Annotated in this window: 15 protein-coding genes and 1 riboswitch; of the genes, 11 read left to right on the forward strand and 4 right to left on the reverse strand. The window is 68.7% G+C overall.

Going from position 1 to position 13777, the window contains the following annotated elements; genetic code table 11:
* The first annotated feature begins 137 nt into the window (after positions 1 to 137).
* Complete coding sequence (locus QC765_RS07710; protein ID WP_278313866.1) at positions 138 to 1061, forward strand: alpha/beta hydrolase; 924 nt, start codon at positions 138 to 140, stop codon at positions 1059 to 1061.
* A gap of 178 nt (positions 1062 to 1239) precedes the next feature.
* Here QC765_RS07710 and QC765_RS07715 read toward each other — a convergent pair whose 3' ends face one another.
* Both QC765_RS07715 and QC765_RS07720 read right to left on the reverse strand, forming a co-directional pair.
* Entirely contained in the window at positions 1240 to 1875 is a 636-nt protein-coding gene (locus QC765_RS07715) for a hydrolase (RefSeq protein WP_278313867.1), read from the reverse strand.
* A 125-nt stretch (positions 1876 to 2000) separates the two neighbouring features.
* Positions 2001 to 2468 (reverse strand): SRPBCC domain-containing protein, encoded by a 468-nt coding sequence (locus QC765_RS07720; RefSeq protein ID WP_278313868.1) that lies wholly within the window; start codon positions 2466 to 2468, stop codon positions 2001 to 2003.
* A 162-nt stretch (positions 2469 to 2630) separates the two neighbouring features.
* Positions 2631 to 2832, forward strand: a riboswitch (cobalamin riboswitch).
* 29 nt (positions 2833 to 2861) lie between these two features.
* Between QC765_RS07720 and QC765_RS07725 the strand changes: the two genes are divergently transcribed.
* The 6 genes from QC765_RS07725 (at position 2862) to QC765_RS07750 (ending at position 8052) form a co-directional block, all read left to right on the forward strand.
* Positions 2862 to 3893, forward strand: coding sequence for an ABC transporter substrate-binding protein (locus tag QC765_RS07725; RefSeq protein WP_278313869.1), 1032 nt, complete (start codon positions 2862 to 2864; stop codon positions 3891 to 3893).
* The gene (locus QC765_RS07730) at positions 3893 to 4945 is read left to right on the forward strand and encodes a FecCD family ABC transporter permease (RefSeq protein ID WP_278313870.1); all 1053 of its coding nucleotides are present in this window, start codon (positions 3893 to 3895) and stop codon (positions 4943 to 4945) included. The genes QC765_RS07725 and QC765_RS07730 overlap by 1 nt, the downstream gene beginning before the upstream one ends.
* Entirely contained in the window at positions 4942 to 5985 is a 1044-nt protein-coding gene (locus QC765_RS07735; RefSeq protein WP_278313871.1) for a FecCD family ABC transporter permease, read from the forward strand. The genes QC765_RS07730 and QC765_RS07735 overlap by 4 nt, the downstream gene beginning before the upstream one ends.
* On the forward strand, positions 5985 to 6770 hold the full coding sequence (locus QC765_RS07740; RefSeq protein ID WP_278313872.1) for an ABC transporter ATP-binding protein: 786 nt from the start codon (positions 5985 to 5987) through the stop codon (positions 6768 to 6770). The genes QC765_RS07735 and QC765_RS07740 overlap by 1 nt, the downstream gene beginning before the upstream one ends.
* Positions 6767 to 7438 carry a (2Fe-2S) ferredoxin domain-containing protein gene (locus QC765_RS07745; protein WP_278313873.1) on the forward strand — a complete coding sequence of 224 codons (672 nt, stop codon included), beginning with the start codon at positions 6767 to 6769 and terminating at the stop codon, positions 7436 to 7438. The genes QC765_RS07740 and QC765_RS07745 overlap by 4 nt, the downstream gene beginning before the upstream one ends.
* 272 nt (positions 7439 to 7710) lie before the next feature.
* A complete protein-coding gene (locus tag QC765_RS07750) occupies positions 7711 to 8052 on the forward strand; it encodes a hypothetical protein (RefSeq protein ID WP_278313874.1) in 342 nt (113 codons plus the stop codon).
* A gap of 64 nt (positions 8053 to 8116) precedes the next feature.
* On the opposite strand, the gene QC765_RS07755 is transcribed toward QC765_RS07750, so the two are convergent.
* Positions 8117 to 8968 (reverse strand): ion transporter, encoded by an 852-nt coding sequence (locus QC765_RS07755; protein ID WP_278313875.1) that lies wholly within the window; start codon positions 8966 to 8968, stop codon positions 8117 to 8119.
* A gap of 75 nt (positions 8969 to 9043) precedes the next feature.
* Here QC765_RS07755 and QC765_RS07760 point away from each other — a divergent pair, with 75 nt between their 5' ends.
* From QC765_RS07760 to QC765_RS07770, 3 genes are all read left to right on the forward strand, one after another.
* Positions 9044 to 10477: a M20/M25/M40 family metallo-hydrolase gene (locus QC765_RS07760; RefSeq protein WP_278313876.1), complete on the forward strand. Its 1434-nt coding sequence runs from the start codon at positions 9044 to 9046 to the stop codon at positions 10475 to 10477.
* Positions 10478 to 10612: 135 nt separating this feature from the next.
* Positions 10613 to 11944, forward strand: a complete 1332-nt coding sequence (locus QC765_RS07765) for an NCS2 family permease (RefSeq protein ID WP_278313877.1) — start codon at positions 10613 to 10615, stop codon at positions 11942 to 11944.
* Between the two features lie 92 nt (positions 11945 to 12036).
* A complete protein-coding gene (locus QC765_RS07770; protein ID WP_278313878.1) occupies positions 12037 to 12831 on the forward strand; it encodes a PIG-L family deacetylase in 795 nt (264 codons plus the stop codon).
* Between the two features lie 18 nt (positions 12832 to 12849).
* Here QC765_RS07770 and QC765_RS07775 read toward each other — a convergent pair whose 3' ends face one another.
* Positions 12850 to 13035 carry a DUF1918 domain-containing protein gene (locus QC765_RS07775; RefSeq protein ID WP_192039567.1) on the reverse strand — a complete coding sequence of 62 codons (186 nt, stop codon included), beginning with the start codon at positions 13033 to 13035 and terminating at the stop codon, positions 12850 to 12852.
* A gap of 153 nt (positions 13036 to 13188) precedes the next feature.
* On the opposite strand from QC765_RS07775, the gene QC765_RS07780 reads away from it, so the two are divergent.
* Positions 13189 to 13770 carry a lytic transglycosylase domain-containing protein gene (locus QC765_RS07780; protein WP_278313879.1) on the forward strand — a complete coding sequence of 194 codons (582 nt, stop codon included), beginning with the start codon at positions 13189 to 13191 and terminating at the stop codon, positions 13768 to 13770.
* Positions 13771 to 13777: the final 7 nt, after the last annotated feature.

A 13777-nucleotide genomic window follows, 5' to 3' on the forward strand; every position in this document is an offset into this window, starting at 1 on the left:
GGCCCCGACGCTACTCCGGGATCATCGCGCGGGCGGGCCAGATAGCCGAGCTGGGGCCGCATTGCCGCGAACCTGCGCGAGGGAATTGGTCCGGGAGAACTGCACCGGGGCAACCGTTCCGGACGTATCGTGAGGGAATGGTGAGCATGCCCAAGGTCGATCCAGCGGTGATGCGGCTCGCGGTGCGTACCGCGGTCCGGCCGATCCTCTCGGCCCGGATGCCCCTCCGGCTGCAACGCCACCTCATTGCTGGCGCCTCGCTCATCTCGGCGCGGCCAGGCGGCATCACGCGCCGGACCATCTCGCTGGGCAGCCGCAGTGCCGAGCAGATCACGCACACCACCTCCGACCCGGGGACCGTGGTGCTGTACTTGCATGGCGGTGGCTACACCGTCGGTTCGCCGGCCACCCACCGCCCGATCGCCGCGTACCTGGCTCGATCCGCCCGCGCCGCCGTAGCCATGCTGGACTATCGCCTCGCGCCCGAGGACCCCTACCCGGCCGCGGTGGAGGATGCCGTAGCGGCCTATGGGGCATTGCTCGCCGACGGCATCCCGCCCGGCCGCGTCGTCATAGCCGGCGATTCCGCGGGCGGCGGGCTCGCGCTCGCCACCGCGCTTCGGCTGCGCGCCTCCGAGGCACCCATGCCAGCCGCGCTCGTCCTCATCTCGCCCTGGGTAGACCTCAGCGTCTCCGATCTCAGCGAGACCCGCGATCCCATGCTCACTGCCCCCTGGCTGCGGGAATGCGCGCGTCGCTACATCGCTGGCGGGACCCTCACCGACGAGCTCGACCCCCTCCGTGCCAACCTCGCGGGACTGCCCCCCATCCTGATCCATGTGGGCAGCGACGAGATCCTCCTCCACGACGCCAAGCGCCTCGCCGCCCACGCGCGGGAAGCGGGCGTCGACGTGACCCTCACCGTCCTCGACGGGCTCTGGCACGTGGTGCACCTGCACAGCGGCCTGCTGCGCGCCGCCACCCGTGCCATCGACGACATCGGCGGGTTCGTGCGCCACGCCACCGGCAGCGATACCGCGCACCCCACCAGCGCGGGCTAGCGGGGGCGGCCGCAGGGGGTCAGGTACCGGCCCTGGACCTCGGGTGTCCGAGAGCGGCCCTCGAGGGCAATAGCACCGGATACCGTCAAACGCGATAGAAGCCGACCTGGGTTTTCCGCAGTTTCTATCGCGTTTGCGGCGCCGCGCGGGCTAGCGCCCCCGCAGCGATCAATGTGCGCTAGGCGAGGCCAAGCCGCTCACGCTCGGGGAAGTACCATTGCAATACTTTGCGCAGGTTGTCCGCGTCCGGCCGGGCCCAGTTGCGCATCAGCTCGCTGCCGAAGGAAATCGCGTTGACCGGGCGCGCTCCGGCCGAGATCATGCGATCGAAAGCGCGATTGTGGGCCGTGGGCGAGATCCCGCCGACAGCGTCCGCCACCGGGTAGACCTCGTAGCCCTCGGCGAGCATGTCCAAGGTGGGGAAGGTGAGGCACACTTCGGTCCACAGTCCAGCGATGACGACCTTGCGCCGGCCCGTGGCTTCGACGGCTTCGCGGAACTCCGTGTCCTCCCAGGCGTTCACCCCGGTCCTATCGATCTCGGTCACGCCGGGGAGCTCTGCGAGGATCGTCGGATTGGTGCCCTCGTTGCGGCCAAGATCGACTCCGACGGTGGAGACGATGACCGGCACGTCGTACGCGGTCGCGAGCTTGCACAGGGCGATGACGTTGAGGTCGATCTCTTCCCTGGTCGAGGACGTGATGGTGGAGTACTGGCCGGGCTGGTAGTCGATGAGCACGACGACGCAGTTGCTGGGGGTAAGCAGATGATCGTTCTTGGGATCACGCAAGGGTTCCGGGACGGTCTTGGGCATCGGTGCCTCCTGCGCTTGGCGCCTAGATCTGGTGGTCCACAAAGACTGTAGTGCTAGATCGGGAGTTCGCGGGCGCAGCGTCTGAAATGCGCATATCTCGCGCCGTGAGGGTGTCGTCCGGCGTCCTACGCACCGCCGATCTCGTGCTGGTAGCGCTCGAGCAGCGCGTCTGGGTCCGAGTCCGGGATGGTGATACCGAGCGCTGCGGCGAGGTCGTCGAGGCACAGGTGCCAGGCGGTGGCGACGTGGGCGGCCTCGGCCGGGCTGGCGTCGTTCAGGTGGTGGGCAAGCGTGAGGGTGGCGCCTTCGAGGGTGGGGGTGATGCTCCATTCGAGGGTGTCGTCGCCCCATGCGTGGGCGAGTTCATGCGGTGCTGACACGGCCTGGACGGTGGTGTCGATGGGCTCGTCGTCAGGAGTCTCGCGGGTCTCGGCGGGGCCGGGGGTGGTGAGGTCGCGGTCGGGGTTGACGGGTGACCATTGCATCAGCAGCGGAGCTTCGGTGAGGAAGGTCCAGAGGGTGTCGTCCTGGGCGGCGTAGTCGCGGGCGAGGGTGAGGGTGTTGTCGCGCAGCGTGGCGGTGTGCTCGGGCATGGGTGCAGCCTACGTCCGGGCGCCGACGGCCAGTCTTGCCTGGCAGTGCCGCGCCAGCATAAGCCTACGAATCGCAACAACTAGTGCCCGGAACCAGCGCCAGGAGTTGAGTTCCATAGGCTTCTGCAGCTCTCGGGCCGGGTATCGGCCAGCGCCACGCTGCTAGGGTCGAGTCGTCGTGGTGGACGGGAAACCGGTGCAAGACCGGTGCGGCCCTCGCCACTGTGATCGGGTAGCACGCGATCGTTCTCCAGCAATCCAGCCGGGGAGCCACTGGGGCATCGAGCGACAAGCCCTGGGAAGGCAGATCGTGCTGCGTGACAAGCCCATCAGCCAGGAGACCGGCCACGACCAGCGATATCCGATTCCACGAGGACCTGGAAGGCGGTCACCTTGACCACCCGTCATCACGCCTGCGCGAAATTCCTCGCGCTCCTGGCGCTCCCCCTGCTCATTGCCAGCTGCGCCCCCTCCCCCGGAGCCACCGGAGCAGCCACGACCGCTCGCACGAACTGCGGCATCGACGTCACCGTCAACGAGCCACCGCAACGCATCTACGCCGCCTACCAGCCCGCCATCGAGGTGGCGCACGCGCTCGGCGCCAGCGAACGGCTCGTCGGCACCGCCTACCTCGACTCCGAGGTGCTGCCCGAGCATTCCGCGGCACAGGCTTCCGTGCCCTACGCCGAGGCGCTCCCCAGCCGCGACGAGCTGCTCGCCGCCCAGCCGGACTTCATCCTCTCCGGGTTCAACGGAGTGTTCTCCGAATCCTCCTCCAGCAGCGTTGGGACGCGCGCGAGCCTCGCAACGCTGGGCATCAGCACCTGGATCCTCAGCCCGCTATGCCCCAGCGCTGACGGCCTGGCCGACGAGGCGATCGACCCGGCCACTGTCACCTTCGACAGCATCTACGCCGACCTGCGCGACCTCGGCGCGCTCTGGGGCACCCCCGAGCAGGCCAGCACCGTCATCACCGATATGCGGGCCCGCATCGCCGCTGTCGCCGAAGCTGTGGAGGGCGCCCCCCGGCCCTCCGTCGCGGTGGTCTCGCCCCGTGCCGACGGCACCCTCGGCATCGCGAGCGGCACCGACTTCGTCACCCGCATCATCGAGGCCGCCGGTGGCACCAACGCGTTCGCGGACCTGACCAGCAAGCGCAACATCACCATCGGCGAGGAGGAACTGCTGGCCCGCGATCCCGACGTCATCCTCACCAGCACCTGCTGCGATGCCTCCTACACCGACGAGGATGCGCTGCCCGACGTGGCACGCCTCCGCGACAACCCAGCCCTCGCGACCCTGACAGCCGTGCGCGAGGACCAGGTGCACCCCTTCCTGTTCGCGGACCGGGCCGCCAGCGTGCGAGCCGCGAGCGCCACCGAGAAGGTCGCGGCGATCCTGCATCCCGGCCTCATGGAGGACTGATGGCGATCCAGGGTGCCGCCATCACGGGCCGGCGCCCAGCGGCACCGCGCGCCGTCGCGCCCCAGCGGCAAACAATCGTCCTCGCTAGCGTGGCGGGCCTGCTCGTGCTGGTCGCTGGCGGATCGCTGCTCGTCGGCACGCATCCGCTCTCTCCGCGGCAAGTGGCGGGGGCACTGCTCGACTACCAGGGCACCACGGTCGACCGGATCGTCGCGCACATCCGGCTGCCTCGACTCGTCACCGGTCTCCTCGCGGGGCTGGCGCTGGGCGGGGCCGGGGCGATCATGCAGGGGCTCACCCGCAATCCACTGGCTGGGCCGGGCGTGCTGGGCATCAACGCTGGCGCTGCGCTCGGCGCTGTCATCGCGATCGGGATGCTCGGTATCAGCAGCGTCACTGGCTATATCTGGTTCGCGCTGGCCGGGGGCGCGATCGTTGCCACGCTCGTCTACCTGCTCGGAGCGAGGGGACGGGGCGGAGCCACGCCGCTGGCATTGGTGCTGACCGGGGCGGCAGTGTCCGCGCTCGCCGCGTCCATCACGTCCGCCATCAGCCTGCTCGACCGCAGCGCTTTCCAGGATTTCCGGTTCTGGGTGGTGGGCTCGCTGACCCGCGCCGATCTCGACGCCACGGTGGCGATACTGCCGTTCATCCTGGTCGGCGCGGTGCTGGCGCTCGCGGCGGGCCGCACCCTCGATGCCGTGGCGCTCGGTGATGACATCGCGCGCAGCCTCGGGACCCGCCTGGCCCTGGCACGGATCACGTGCGCGGTCGCGGTGGTGCTGCTCGCCGGATCCGCTACTGCCCTTGCTGGGCCCATCGTGTTCATCGGACTCGTGGTGCCGCACCTCGCACGTGCACTGGTGGGTACCGGCTACCGGGTGGTCACGCTCATGTCCATGCTGCTCGCCCCGCTCGTGCTCATCGCCGCCGACGCTGGTGGCCGCCTGCTCGTGGCGCCGCAGGAACTGCAGGTCGGCATCGTCACGGGCCTGATAGGTGCGCCGTTCTTCCTCGCGCTGGTCGGGCGGCGAAAGGTGGCGGCGCTGTGAATATCCTCCCAGCGCGCGCGAGGGTGCTGCGCCATGGCAGCGCGTCGATCATCGTGGATCGGCCTAGCACCAGCATCGGGATCATTGCGCTGCTGCTCGCGGCCGGGCTGGCCTGGTGGTCGCTGGGGCTGGGCGAGCTTCGCCTCACCAGCGACGACATCACACGCATCATGGTGGGCGGCGGAACGCTCATCGAGCATGACGTCGTGGTCAGCACCCGCCTTCCACGGGCGATCGTTGCGGTGCTCGTCGGTGCCGCGCTCGGAGCATCGGGGCAGATACTGCAGCGCATCGCCGCGAACCCCCTGGCCAGCCCCGATGTGCTGGGCATCAGCACGGGCGCCTCGCTGGGGGCGCTGGTCTCGCTGCTGCTGATCGGCGGCTCGGCAGTGGTCACCATGGTGGGCGCGCTCGTGGGTGCCGCCATCGCTGGCATGCTCGTGACCGGCATTGCATACGGGCACGGCGCCACGGGCTACCGGATCATCCTCGTCGGCATCGGCGTGGGCGCGCTCGGCTCCTCGCTGATCGCTCTGATCCTCACTCGTGCCGACAACTACGCTGCCCACTCGGCCGCGATCTGGTTGACGGGAAGCCTCTCGAATCGTGGCTGGACGCATGTTCACGTGATCACGATGGCATTGGTCGTTGGCGTGCCCTTGCTGGCGGTGCTGGCCCGGCACTTGCCGGTGCTCGAGCTTGGCGATGATCTCGCGCAGATCCTCGCGGGCCGAGCGGCGGCGCTGCGAATCGGGCTGGTGGCGGTCGCGTGCGGGCTCGCCGCGCTCGCCACGGCCGCTGCGGGACCGATCGCGTTCGTTGCCCTGGTGGCCCCGCAGATCTCGCGGCTACTGCTCGGCGGCCGCACGGGTGGCCCCTTCCTCTCTGCAGCAATCGGGGCAGTGCTGGTGATCAGCGCTGATCTCGCGGCGAAGCACCTGTTTCCCGTGGAACTGCCCGTGGGCATCCTCACTGCCTGCCTCGGCGCGCCCGTGCTGCTCGTCCTGCTTGCTCGTGCTGCCCGGAAAGGAAGCTTCTGATGGCTCTCGCGACAACCAGCCTCGCGCTCGGCTATGGCGATCAGCGCATCGTGGATGACGTGACCCTCGCTGTCGAGCCCGGCACGTTCACGGTGATCGTGGGCCCCAATGGGTGTGGCAAGTCCACGCTGCTGCGTGGCATGGCGCGCCTGCTGCGGCCCCGCGCCGGATCAGTCCTGCTCGATGGCCGCGTGCTCGCCGAGCTGCCGGCCCGCGAGCTCGCCCGCGCGATCGGCATGCTGCCGCAGCACCCGCTCGCCCCCGAGGGGGTGACCGTGGCCGAGCTCGTGGCCCGTGGGCGACACCCCCACCAGAGCTGGTTCCGGCAATGGTCCACCGCGGATGAGAACGCGGTCCGGAGCGCGCTCGACGCAGCGGGGCTGTCCGACATGGCGGAGCATCGGGTTGATGAGCTCTCCGGCGGGCAGCGGCAGCGCGCGTGGATCGCCCTCGCCCTCGCTCAGGATGCACCCGTGATGCTGCTCGATGAGCCCACCACGTTCCTGGACCTCGCGCACCAGCTGGAGGTGCTTGACCTGCTCGCTGGACTGCGGGGCTCGCGTGGGCGCACGATCATTGCCGTGCTGCATGACCTGGACCTCGCGTCGCGCTACGCCGATCGGCTCGTGGTGATGAGTGGGGGCGCGGTAGTGGCGAGCGGCCCGCCGCGCGAGGTGGTCACCCCTGAGCTGGTGCGGGAGGTCTTCGGCGTGGACTGCATCGTTGTTGATGATCCGTTGTCCGGGACACCCATGGTGATCCCCCGGCCGAGGAGGTCCGTATGAGCGCGGAGCAGGAGCCAAGGGTGATCCTGGTGGCACGGCCCACGCCCTCTGGCGTCGATGAACGATCGGTGCGATCGCTTGCCGAGGCGGTGGGGGCGCGCTGGGCGGTGCTGGACCAGGGCGAGCCGTCGGTGCATGACGAGCTTGATCTCGCAACCCGCTACTACTCGGCTGTCGTGCTGGTACCGCTGGCGGTTCCGCGGGATCGGTACCTGGAGACTTGGCTGGCGCGCGTGGTGGCGAACTGGCGGGAGACGCGCGGCAACAGCGAGCTCGAGGTGCGGATCACTGACGGCCTTGATGCCACAGCAGGACTGGCGGCCTCAGTCGTGGAGCTGATCGCCGACGGGGGCCGGGATGTGCGGGCGAGCCCGCGGGCGTTCCGGAGCCCGGAGTGGTCGGAGATCCCCGCGCACCAGGCGCACGTGGTGGTGTGCCGGGGCCCGCGCTGCACGGCGCACGGCGCGGGCGAGGTGCATCGGGCGCTGGTGCGCGAGCTGCTCGATGCCCCGGTGCTGATGTCGGCGAGCGGATGCCTCACGCCGTGCAACCTCGGGCCGCTGGTCGTGACGTACCCGGACGGCACGTGGCATGCGAATATCACGCCCGAGAGCGCGCGGGATGTTGCTGCGAGAATTCGGGAAACAATTGACGACAAAGCGTTGTGATTTCTTACCCGTAGATCGGGTGGGGGCGGCTCGATTCGCCGCTTCCAGTGCTGCCATAATATGCACATCATGTAACAAACACGCAGGCCAGATGCATGTTTTGCAAGATTCTGTCATTAATAAATGGTTCAATCATCTCAGGAAAAACATATCGATTATTGCTATCCTGGACCTGACCCACAACGCCGATGGCATGGGGAGGTGTCGCTATAGGAAGCCACAATGAAATGAAGCACGACCCATTTCGGATACACGCAAAGGCGGTAGCACCCATGGCACGATCACTCTCCACGCGCGCACGCACCAGCCTCGTCGCAGCAGCATCAGCAACCGCACTGCTCCTCGCCCCAGCTAGTGCCCTCGCCGGCGGATTCAGCTTCGGCGGAAACGCAAGCGGCGGCGGTGGGCTCTCCTTCACCTGCTGCAGCTTCTCCCTCGACGGCGGAGCCAGCGCGGGCGGTGGCGGAACTACCTCGGGCGGCGACGGCAGCGCCGAGGGCTCGGCCACCGCGACGTTCGGCGACTTCACCCTCGGCGGCGGCGGCAGCGCAGGCGGCTCCGGTGGCTCCACCGGCGGCAGCGGCAACCTTGGTGCGTTCTTCGGCTTCGGCTAGTCCGCACCCTCCCTACTAACCGGCCCGGCACTGAATACTGCCGGGCCGGACCCATGCGCGGCGCTCACTGCCCCAGCCGCTGCTCCAGCTCCGCGAGGCGCGCGTTCACCGAGCGCAGCAGCTCCAGCATCTCCGTGCGCTCGTCGTGGGCTTGCCGGTCCTCCTCGGCCCGCTCGGCGCGCACCTCCTCGTCGTGCACCTCCTGGGTGGCGCTGACGATGATCGCGATGAACAGGTTAAGCACCATGAAGCTCGAGATAAGGATGAACGGCACGAAGTACACCCACGCGTAGGGGTACTCCTCCATGACGGGGCGGGCGATGCCCATCGACCAGCTCTCCAGCGTCATCACCTGGAAGAGGCTGTAGATGCTGCGGCCGAGGTTGCCGAACCAGTCGGGAAAGCGATCGCCGAACAGTTCGGTGCCCATGACGCCGAAGATGTAGAACATCATGCCGAGCAGTGCTGCTGTCCACCCGATGCCGGGCATCGCCTGGATAAGTGATTCGATGATCATGCGCAGCCGCTTGACGGTGGAGAGCAGCCGCAGCACGCGCAGGATGCGGAGCGTGCGCAGGATCGCCAGCGGGCCGGACGTCGGCACCAGCGCGATCGCCACGATGATGAAGTCGAACACGTTCCAGCCGGATCGGAAGAACCGCGGCCCGAACGCGAGCAGCTTCGTCGCGATCTCCACCACGAACACCGCGAGGATCGCCTGGTTCAGCGCCGTGAGCACCGGCCCCACTGCCGCCCGCACCGAATCCGAGGTCTCCAGGCCCAGGATCACGGCGTTGAGCAGGATCAGCACCGTGATCACGCCCCGTGCCCGGCGCGATTCCACGAAGTCCCCGAGCTGCTGCCGCCATGCGCTGCGCGCCATCCCCGCCTCTTCTCCCCCACGTTGTGCGTGCATCGCGGATTCTAGCGAGAACCACCCAATCCCGGCGGTCGGCGGCTCCCTCGTGCTCCCGGCGCTAGCATCGGGGGCATGGTTGCTGGCGGCATGGATTCTGGTGTGCTTCGGGACGAGACGTCGTGGCGGTGGCGGGACGCGCTGCCGAGCCTGATGGACTTCGTGCGGATCCCCGCGCTCTCCCCCGCTTTCGATGCCCGCTGGGACGAGACGGGGCATCTCGACGCGGCTATCGAGCATGCGCGCGCCTGGATCGCCTCTCGTGACATCCCCGGCGCGAGCATCGTGGTGGAGCGCCTGCCGGGCCGGTCCCCGGTGCTGGTGGTGGATGTTCCCGCCACGCCCGGCTCGACCGCGCTAGGAACGACTTTGCTGTATGGGCACCTGGACAAGCAGCCGGGCCTCGACGGCTGGTCGGAGGGCCTGGGTCCGTGGGAGCCGGTGATGCGCGAGGGCCGGTTGTTCGGCCGCGGCTCCGTCGACGATGGCTATGCCGGCTTCGCCGCGATCACCGCGATCGAGGCGGTGCAGGCCGCTGGCGGCGAGCATCCGCGGTGCGTGCTGCTGCTCGAGACGAGCGAGGAATCCGGCAGCCCTGATCTTCCCGCGTACCTCGACCATCTCGCCGGCATCCTGGGCACCGTCTCCCTGGTGGTGTGCCTGGATTCCGGTGCCGGCGACTACGAGCGCATGTGGCTGACAACGTCGCTGCGGGGGCTCGCCTCGGTGACGCTGTCAGTCTCCACCTTGCGCTCGGGCGTGCATTCGGGCATGGCCGGAGGCCCGGTGGCATCGTCGTTCCGCATCGCGCGGGCGCTGCTCGACCGTATCGAGGACCCCGCGACCGGCGAGATCCTGCTGCCGGAGCTGCACGGAAACATCCCCGCCGACCGCATCGCCGAGACCGAGGCCGCCGCCGCGACCCTGCCGGGCGCGTGGCAGGCGATGCTGCCGCTGCAGGAGGGCGTGGTCCTCGACAGCGAGGACGAAGTGGAGCTGCACCTGCTCAACACTTGGCGCCCATCGCTGGAAGTCATCGGCGCGGATGGGCTGCCGATGCCCGCCGATGCGGGGAACGTGCTGCGGCCGTCCACGACGCTGCGGTTGAGCTTCCGGCTCCCTCCGACCGTCGACGCCGATACCGCCGTGGACGCGATCACCCGCTCGCTGACGGCCGACCCGCCGCGCGGGGCGCGGGTGAGCGTCAGCGACAGCGAGGCCGCGAACGGCTGGAACGCGCCCACCACCGCGCCGTGGCTGGCCGGGGCCCTCGATAAGGTGAGCGACTCTGTCTTCGGCAGTCAATGGCGCGCTCTCGGCGTCGGCGGGTCCATCCCCTTCATGGGGCTGCTGCACGAGGCGCATCCCGGCGCCCAGTTCGTGATCACCGGCGCCCTCGGCCCCGACAGCAACGCGCACGTGCCCGATGAGTCCTTGAACGTCGCGTTCGCCGGGCGCATCACCGAGGGCATCGCCCACATCCTCCACAGGGCCGCTACCAGCATGTAGTGGTGTGACGTCCGGCACGCGGTCGCGAATGTTGCGGGCCTGCAATGCCGGCGTCACCAATGAGCCCCACACTCATCGGTGATCCCTGTTGCGATGGAGAACGCAGCAAACGGGGACGGTACCTAGGAGGAGCCAGTGGGCAGATCACGGACCGCGCGGGCCCACCGGGCGACCGATGAGTACTTCGGGCTGTCCGCCGAGGGCACCACTGTGCGCGCCGAGGTCGTGGGCGGCACCACGACATTCCTCGCGATGGCGTACATCCTGTTCGTCAACCCGCAGGTCCTCGGCACCACCGGCATGGATGTCAATGCCGTGTTCGTCGCCACGGCGCTCGCCTCCGCGCTCGGCTCGCTGGTCATGGGACTGTGGGCGCGCTATCCGATCGCGCTTGCCCCCGGCATGGGGCTCAACGCCTTCTTCGCCTTCACCGTCGTGCTGGTCATGGGCATTCCGTGGCAGACCGCGCTCGCGGGAACCCTCGTCTCGGGCGTGCTGTTCTTCATCCTCGCCGTCACCGGCATCCGCGGCGTGCTGGTCAATGCGATCCCGCTGCACCTGAAGTTCGCCACGGGCGCGGGCATCGGCCTGTTCATCGCGTTCATCGGCCTCAAGAACGCCGGCATCGTCGTGGCCAGCGAGGCAACACTCGTGGGGCTCGGCGACATCTCCCGCCCGGGGACGCTGCTCGCGATCTTCGGCGTCCTCGTCACCGCCGCCTTCCTCATCCGCGGCTACAAGGGCGGGGTCTTCTACGGGCTGCTGCTCACCGCGACGGCGGGTGTCGTGACAGGCCTGACCCCCGCGCCCGATGGGGTCGTCAGCTCCGTGCCCAGCATTGGACCGACCTTCGGCCAGGCCCTCGGCTCGCTCGACCAGCTGTGGACCACCGAGATGATCATCGTCATCCTGACCATGCTGTTCGTGGACTTCTTCGATACCTCCGGCACGCTGATCGCCGTGGCAAACCAGGCCGGGTTCCTGCACAACGGCAAGCTGCCCCGCGCCAACAAGGCACTCATGGCGGACTCGGTGGCCACCATGGGCGGCGCGGTCCTCGGCACGTCGACCACCACGTCCTATATCGAGTCGTCCTCCGGGGTCAGCGCCGGCGCCCGCACTGGCCTTGCCTCGGTGGTGACGGCCAGCTATTTCCTGCTCGCGATCTTCTTCTCGCCCTTGCTCGCGGTGATCACCCCGGAGGTGACCGCGCCCGCGCTGATCATCGTGGGCGTGCTGATGGCGCAGGCTCTCGGCGACATCGAGTGGGGCAAGCTCGAGTACGCGATCCCCGCGTTCATGACGGTCGTCGCGATGCCGCTCACCTACTCCATCGCCAACGGCATCGCGTTCGGCCTGTTCCTCTACCCGATCGTCATGGTGCTCAAGGGCCGCTGGCGGGACGTGCACCCCATCACCTACCTGCTGTTCCTCGCGGTGACGGGGTACTTCATCTGGTTGATCTAGCTGCTTGGCCGCGCGCACGGCCCGATGGCCGCAACCGGCATGCCGAGGCTCATGACGGGACAGGCAGGCAGCAGTCCGGCAGGATAGCGGGGGTGACCACTGTCGTTTTCGTCCATGCTCACCCTGATGATGAGAGCTCGCAGACCTCCGGCTCCATGGCGCGGGCATCGCGGGACGGTCACCGCGTAGTGGTCGTCTACTGCACCAATGGCGACCACGGGGAGGTCCCCGAGGATCTCGCGCCGGGCGAGTCACTAGTGGACCGCCGCCGCGCCGAGGCCGAGGCATCCGCGCTCGCGACTGGTACGAGCCGCATCGCATGGCTCGGCTACTCCGACTCCGGCATGAACGGCTGGGAGCAGAACAACGACCCCAGCTGCTTCCACCAGGCCGACCTCGAGGAAGCTGCCACCCGGCTCGCCAAGATCCTCGACGAGGAGCACGCCAGCATCGTCACCGGCTACGACTGGCATGGCGGATACGGCCACCCCGACCACATCAAGGTCCATGAGGTGGTCCATCGCGCCGCGAAGCTAGCCGCGCGGGCACCGCGCTTGCTCGAATCCACGTTCAACCGCGACCGCTTGCGCATGTGGCGCGATGCGCTCGTCGCGGCCGGGGAGACTCCCGATTTCGATCCCGATGCCCCCGCCGACGACGGCAACCCCCTGGGCTCCCCCGAGGCCGACATCCATTGGCAGATAGACGTCTCGGAGTTCCTCGGCCAGCGCCGGGCCGCGATGCAAGCACACGCCAGCCAGGCCACCGATATCGGTGGCTTCATGGCGATGCCGACCGAGATCTTTGCCGCGGTCTTCGGCATGGAGTTCTACATCGAGCCGGGCCGCGCGCCCGGCATGCGCGAGGGCTGGTTCCTGGACGATTAGATCGCGCCGGGGGCTCCCCTAGTCGCGGTGCTCGACGAGGCAATCCGTCCCCGGGAACAGCAACGACTCGTGCCCGTCGTCGAACCGCACCCGGTACGGTGGCTCGCCGCTCGGCCCGCGCACCTCGAGGACCTCGCAGTCCTGCTCGGGGCGGCCGACGGTGGCGCTCTTGATGTGGAGGTGGTCGCCAATGACAGCGTGCATGCGTCTCTCCCCGCGCTCGATCTGTGATCTATACCACTCCCCATTCTGGTCGTGATCGGCAGCACGAGCAATGCCAGATCGTGTCCTGATCGAGCAGCATTCTCAGTACTTTCCTATGGCGGCGGGCCCCCGCTGCGGACACACTCGATGACGATGAGACAAAGCTGGCCCGTGGCACTGTTCGTGGGGGCGCTCGGCGTGGCCGGATGCGCCGCCTACTTCGACAGCGACCGCGGGTTCCCCAACTACACCCCGCGCACCGTCACCAACGGCTTCAACGACGAGTACCGCGAGTGGATCCTGCGTGCCGCCGAGCAGTGCGAGGCCATCACCCCGCAACTGCTCGCCGCGCAGATCGAGGCCGAGTCCAGCTTCCGCAGCGACGCCCTCTCCCCCGCCGGCGCCATGGGGCCCTCCCAGTTCATCCCCTCCACCTGGGAGATCTGGGGAATCGACGCCGACGAGGACGGCATGGCCGACCCCTACAGCATTCCGGACGCCATCACCGCGCAGGCCGCGTTCATGTGCGACAACCATCGCCGCGCCAGCGAGGGCGTCGCCGCCGGGCAGCTCGAGGGCGACCCCCTTGATCTCGCGCTCGCCGCGTACAACGCCGGGTTCGGTGCGGTGCAGCGCTTCGAGGGCCTCCCCGAGGGCGGCGAGTACACCACGCAGACCCGGCCCTACGTCGAGCGCATCCGGGCGCGGGAGGCCCACTACATCGGTGAGCTCTGAGGGCTGA

Source organism: Hoyosella levis (assembly GCF_026008515.1).
GTDB classification, from domain to species: domain Bacteria; phylum Actinomycetota; class Actinomycetes; order Mycobacteriales; family Mycobacteriaceae; genus Lolliginicoccus; species Lolliginicoccus levis.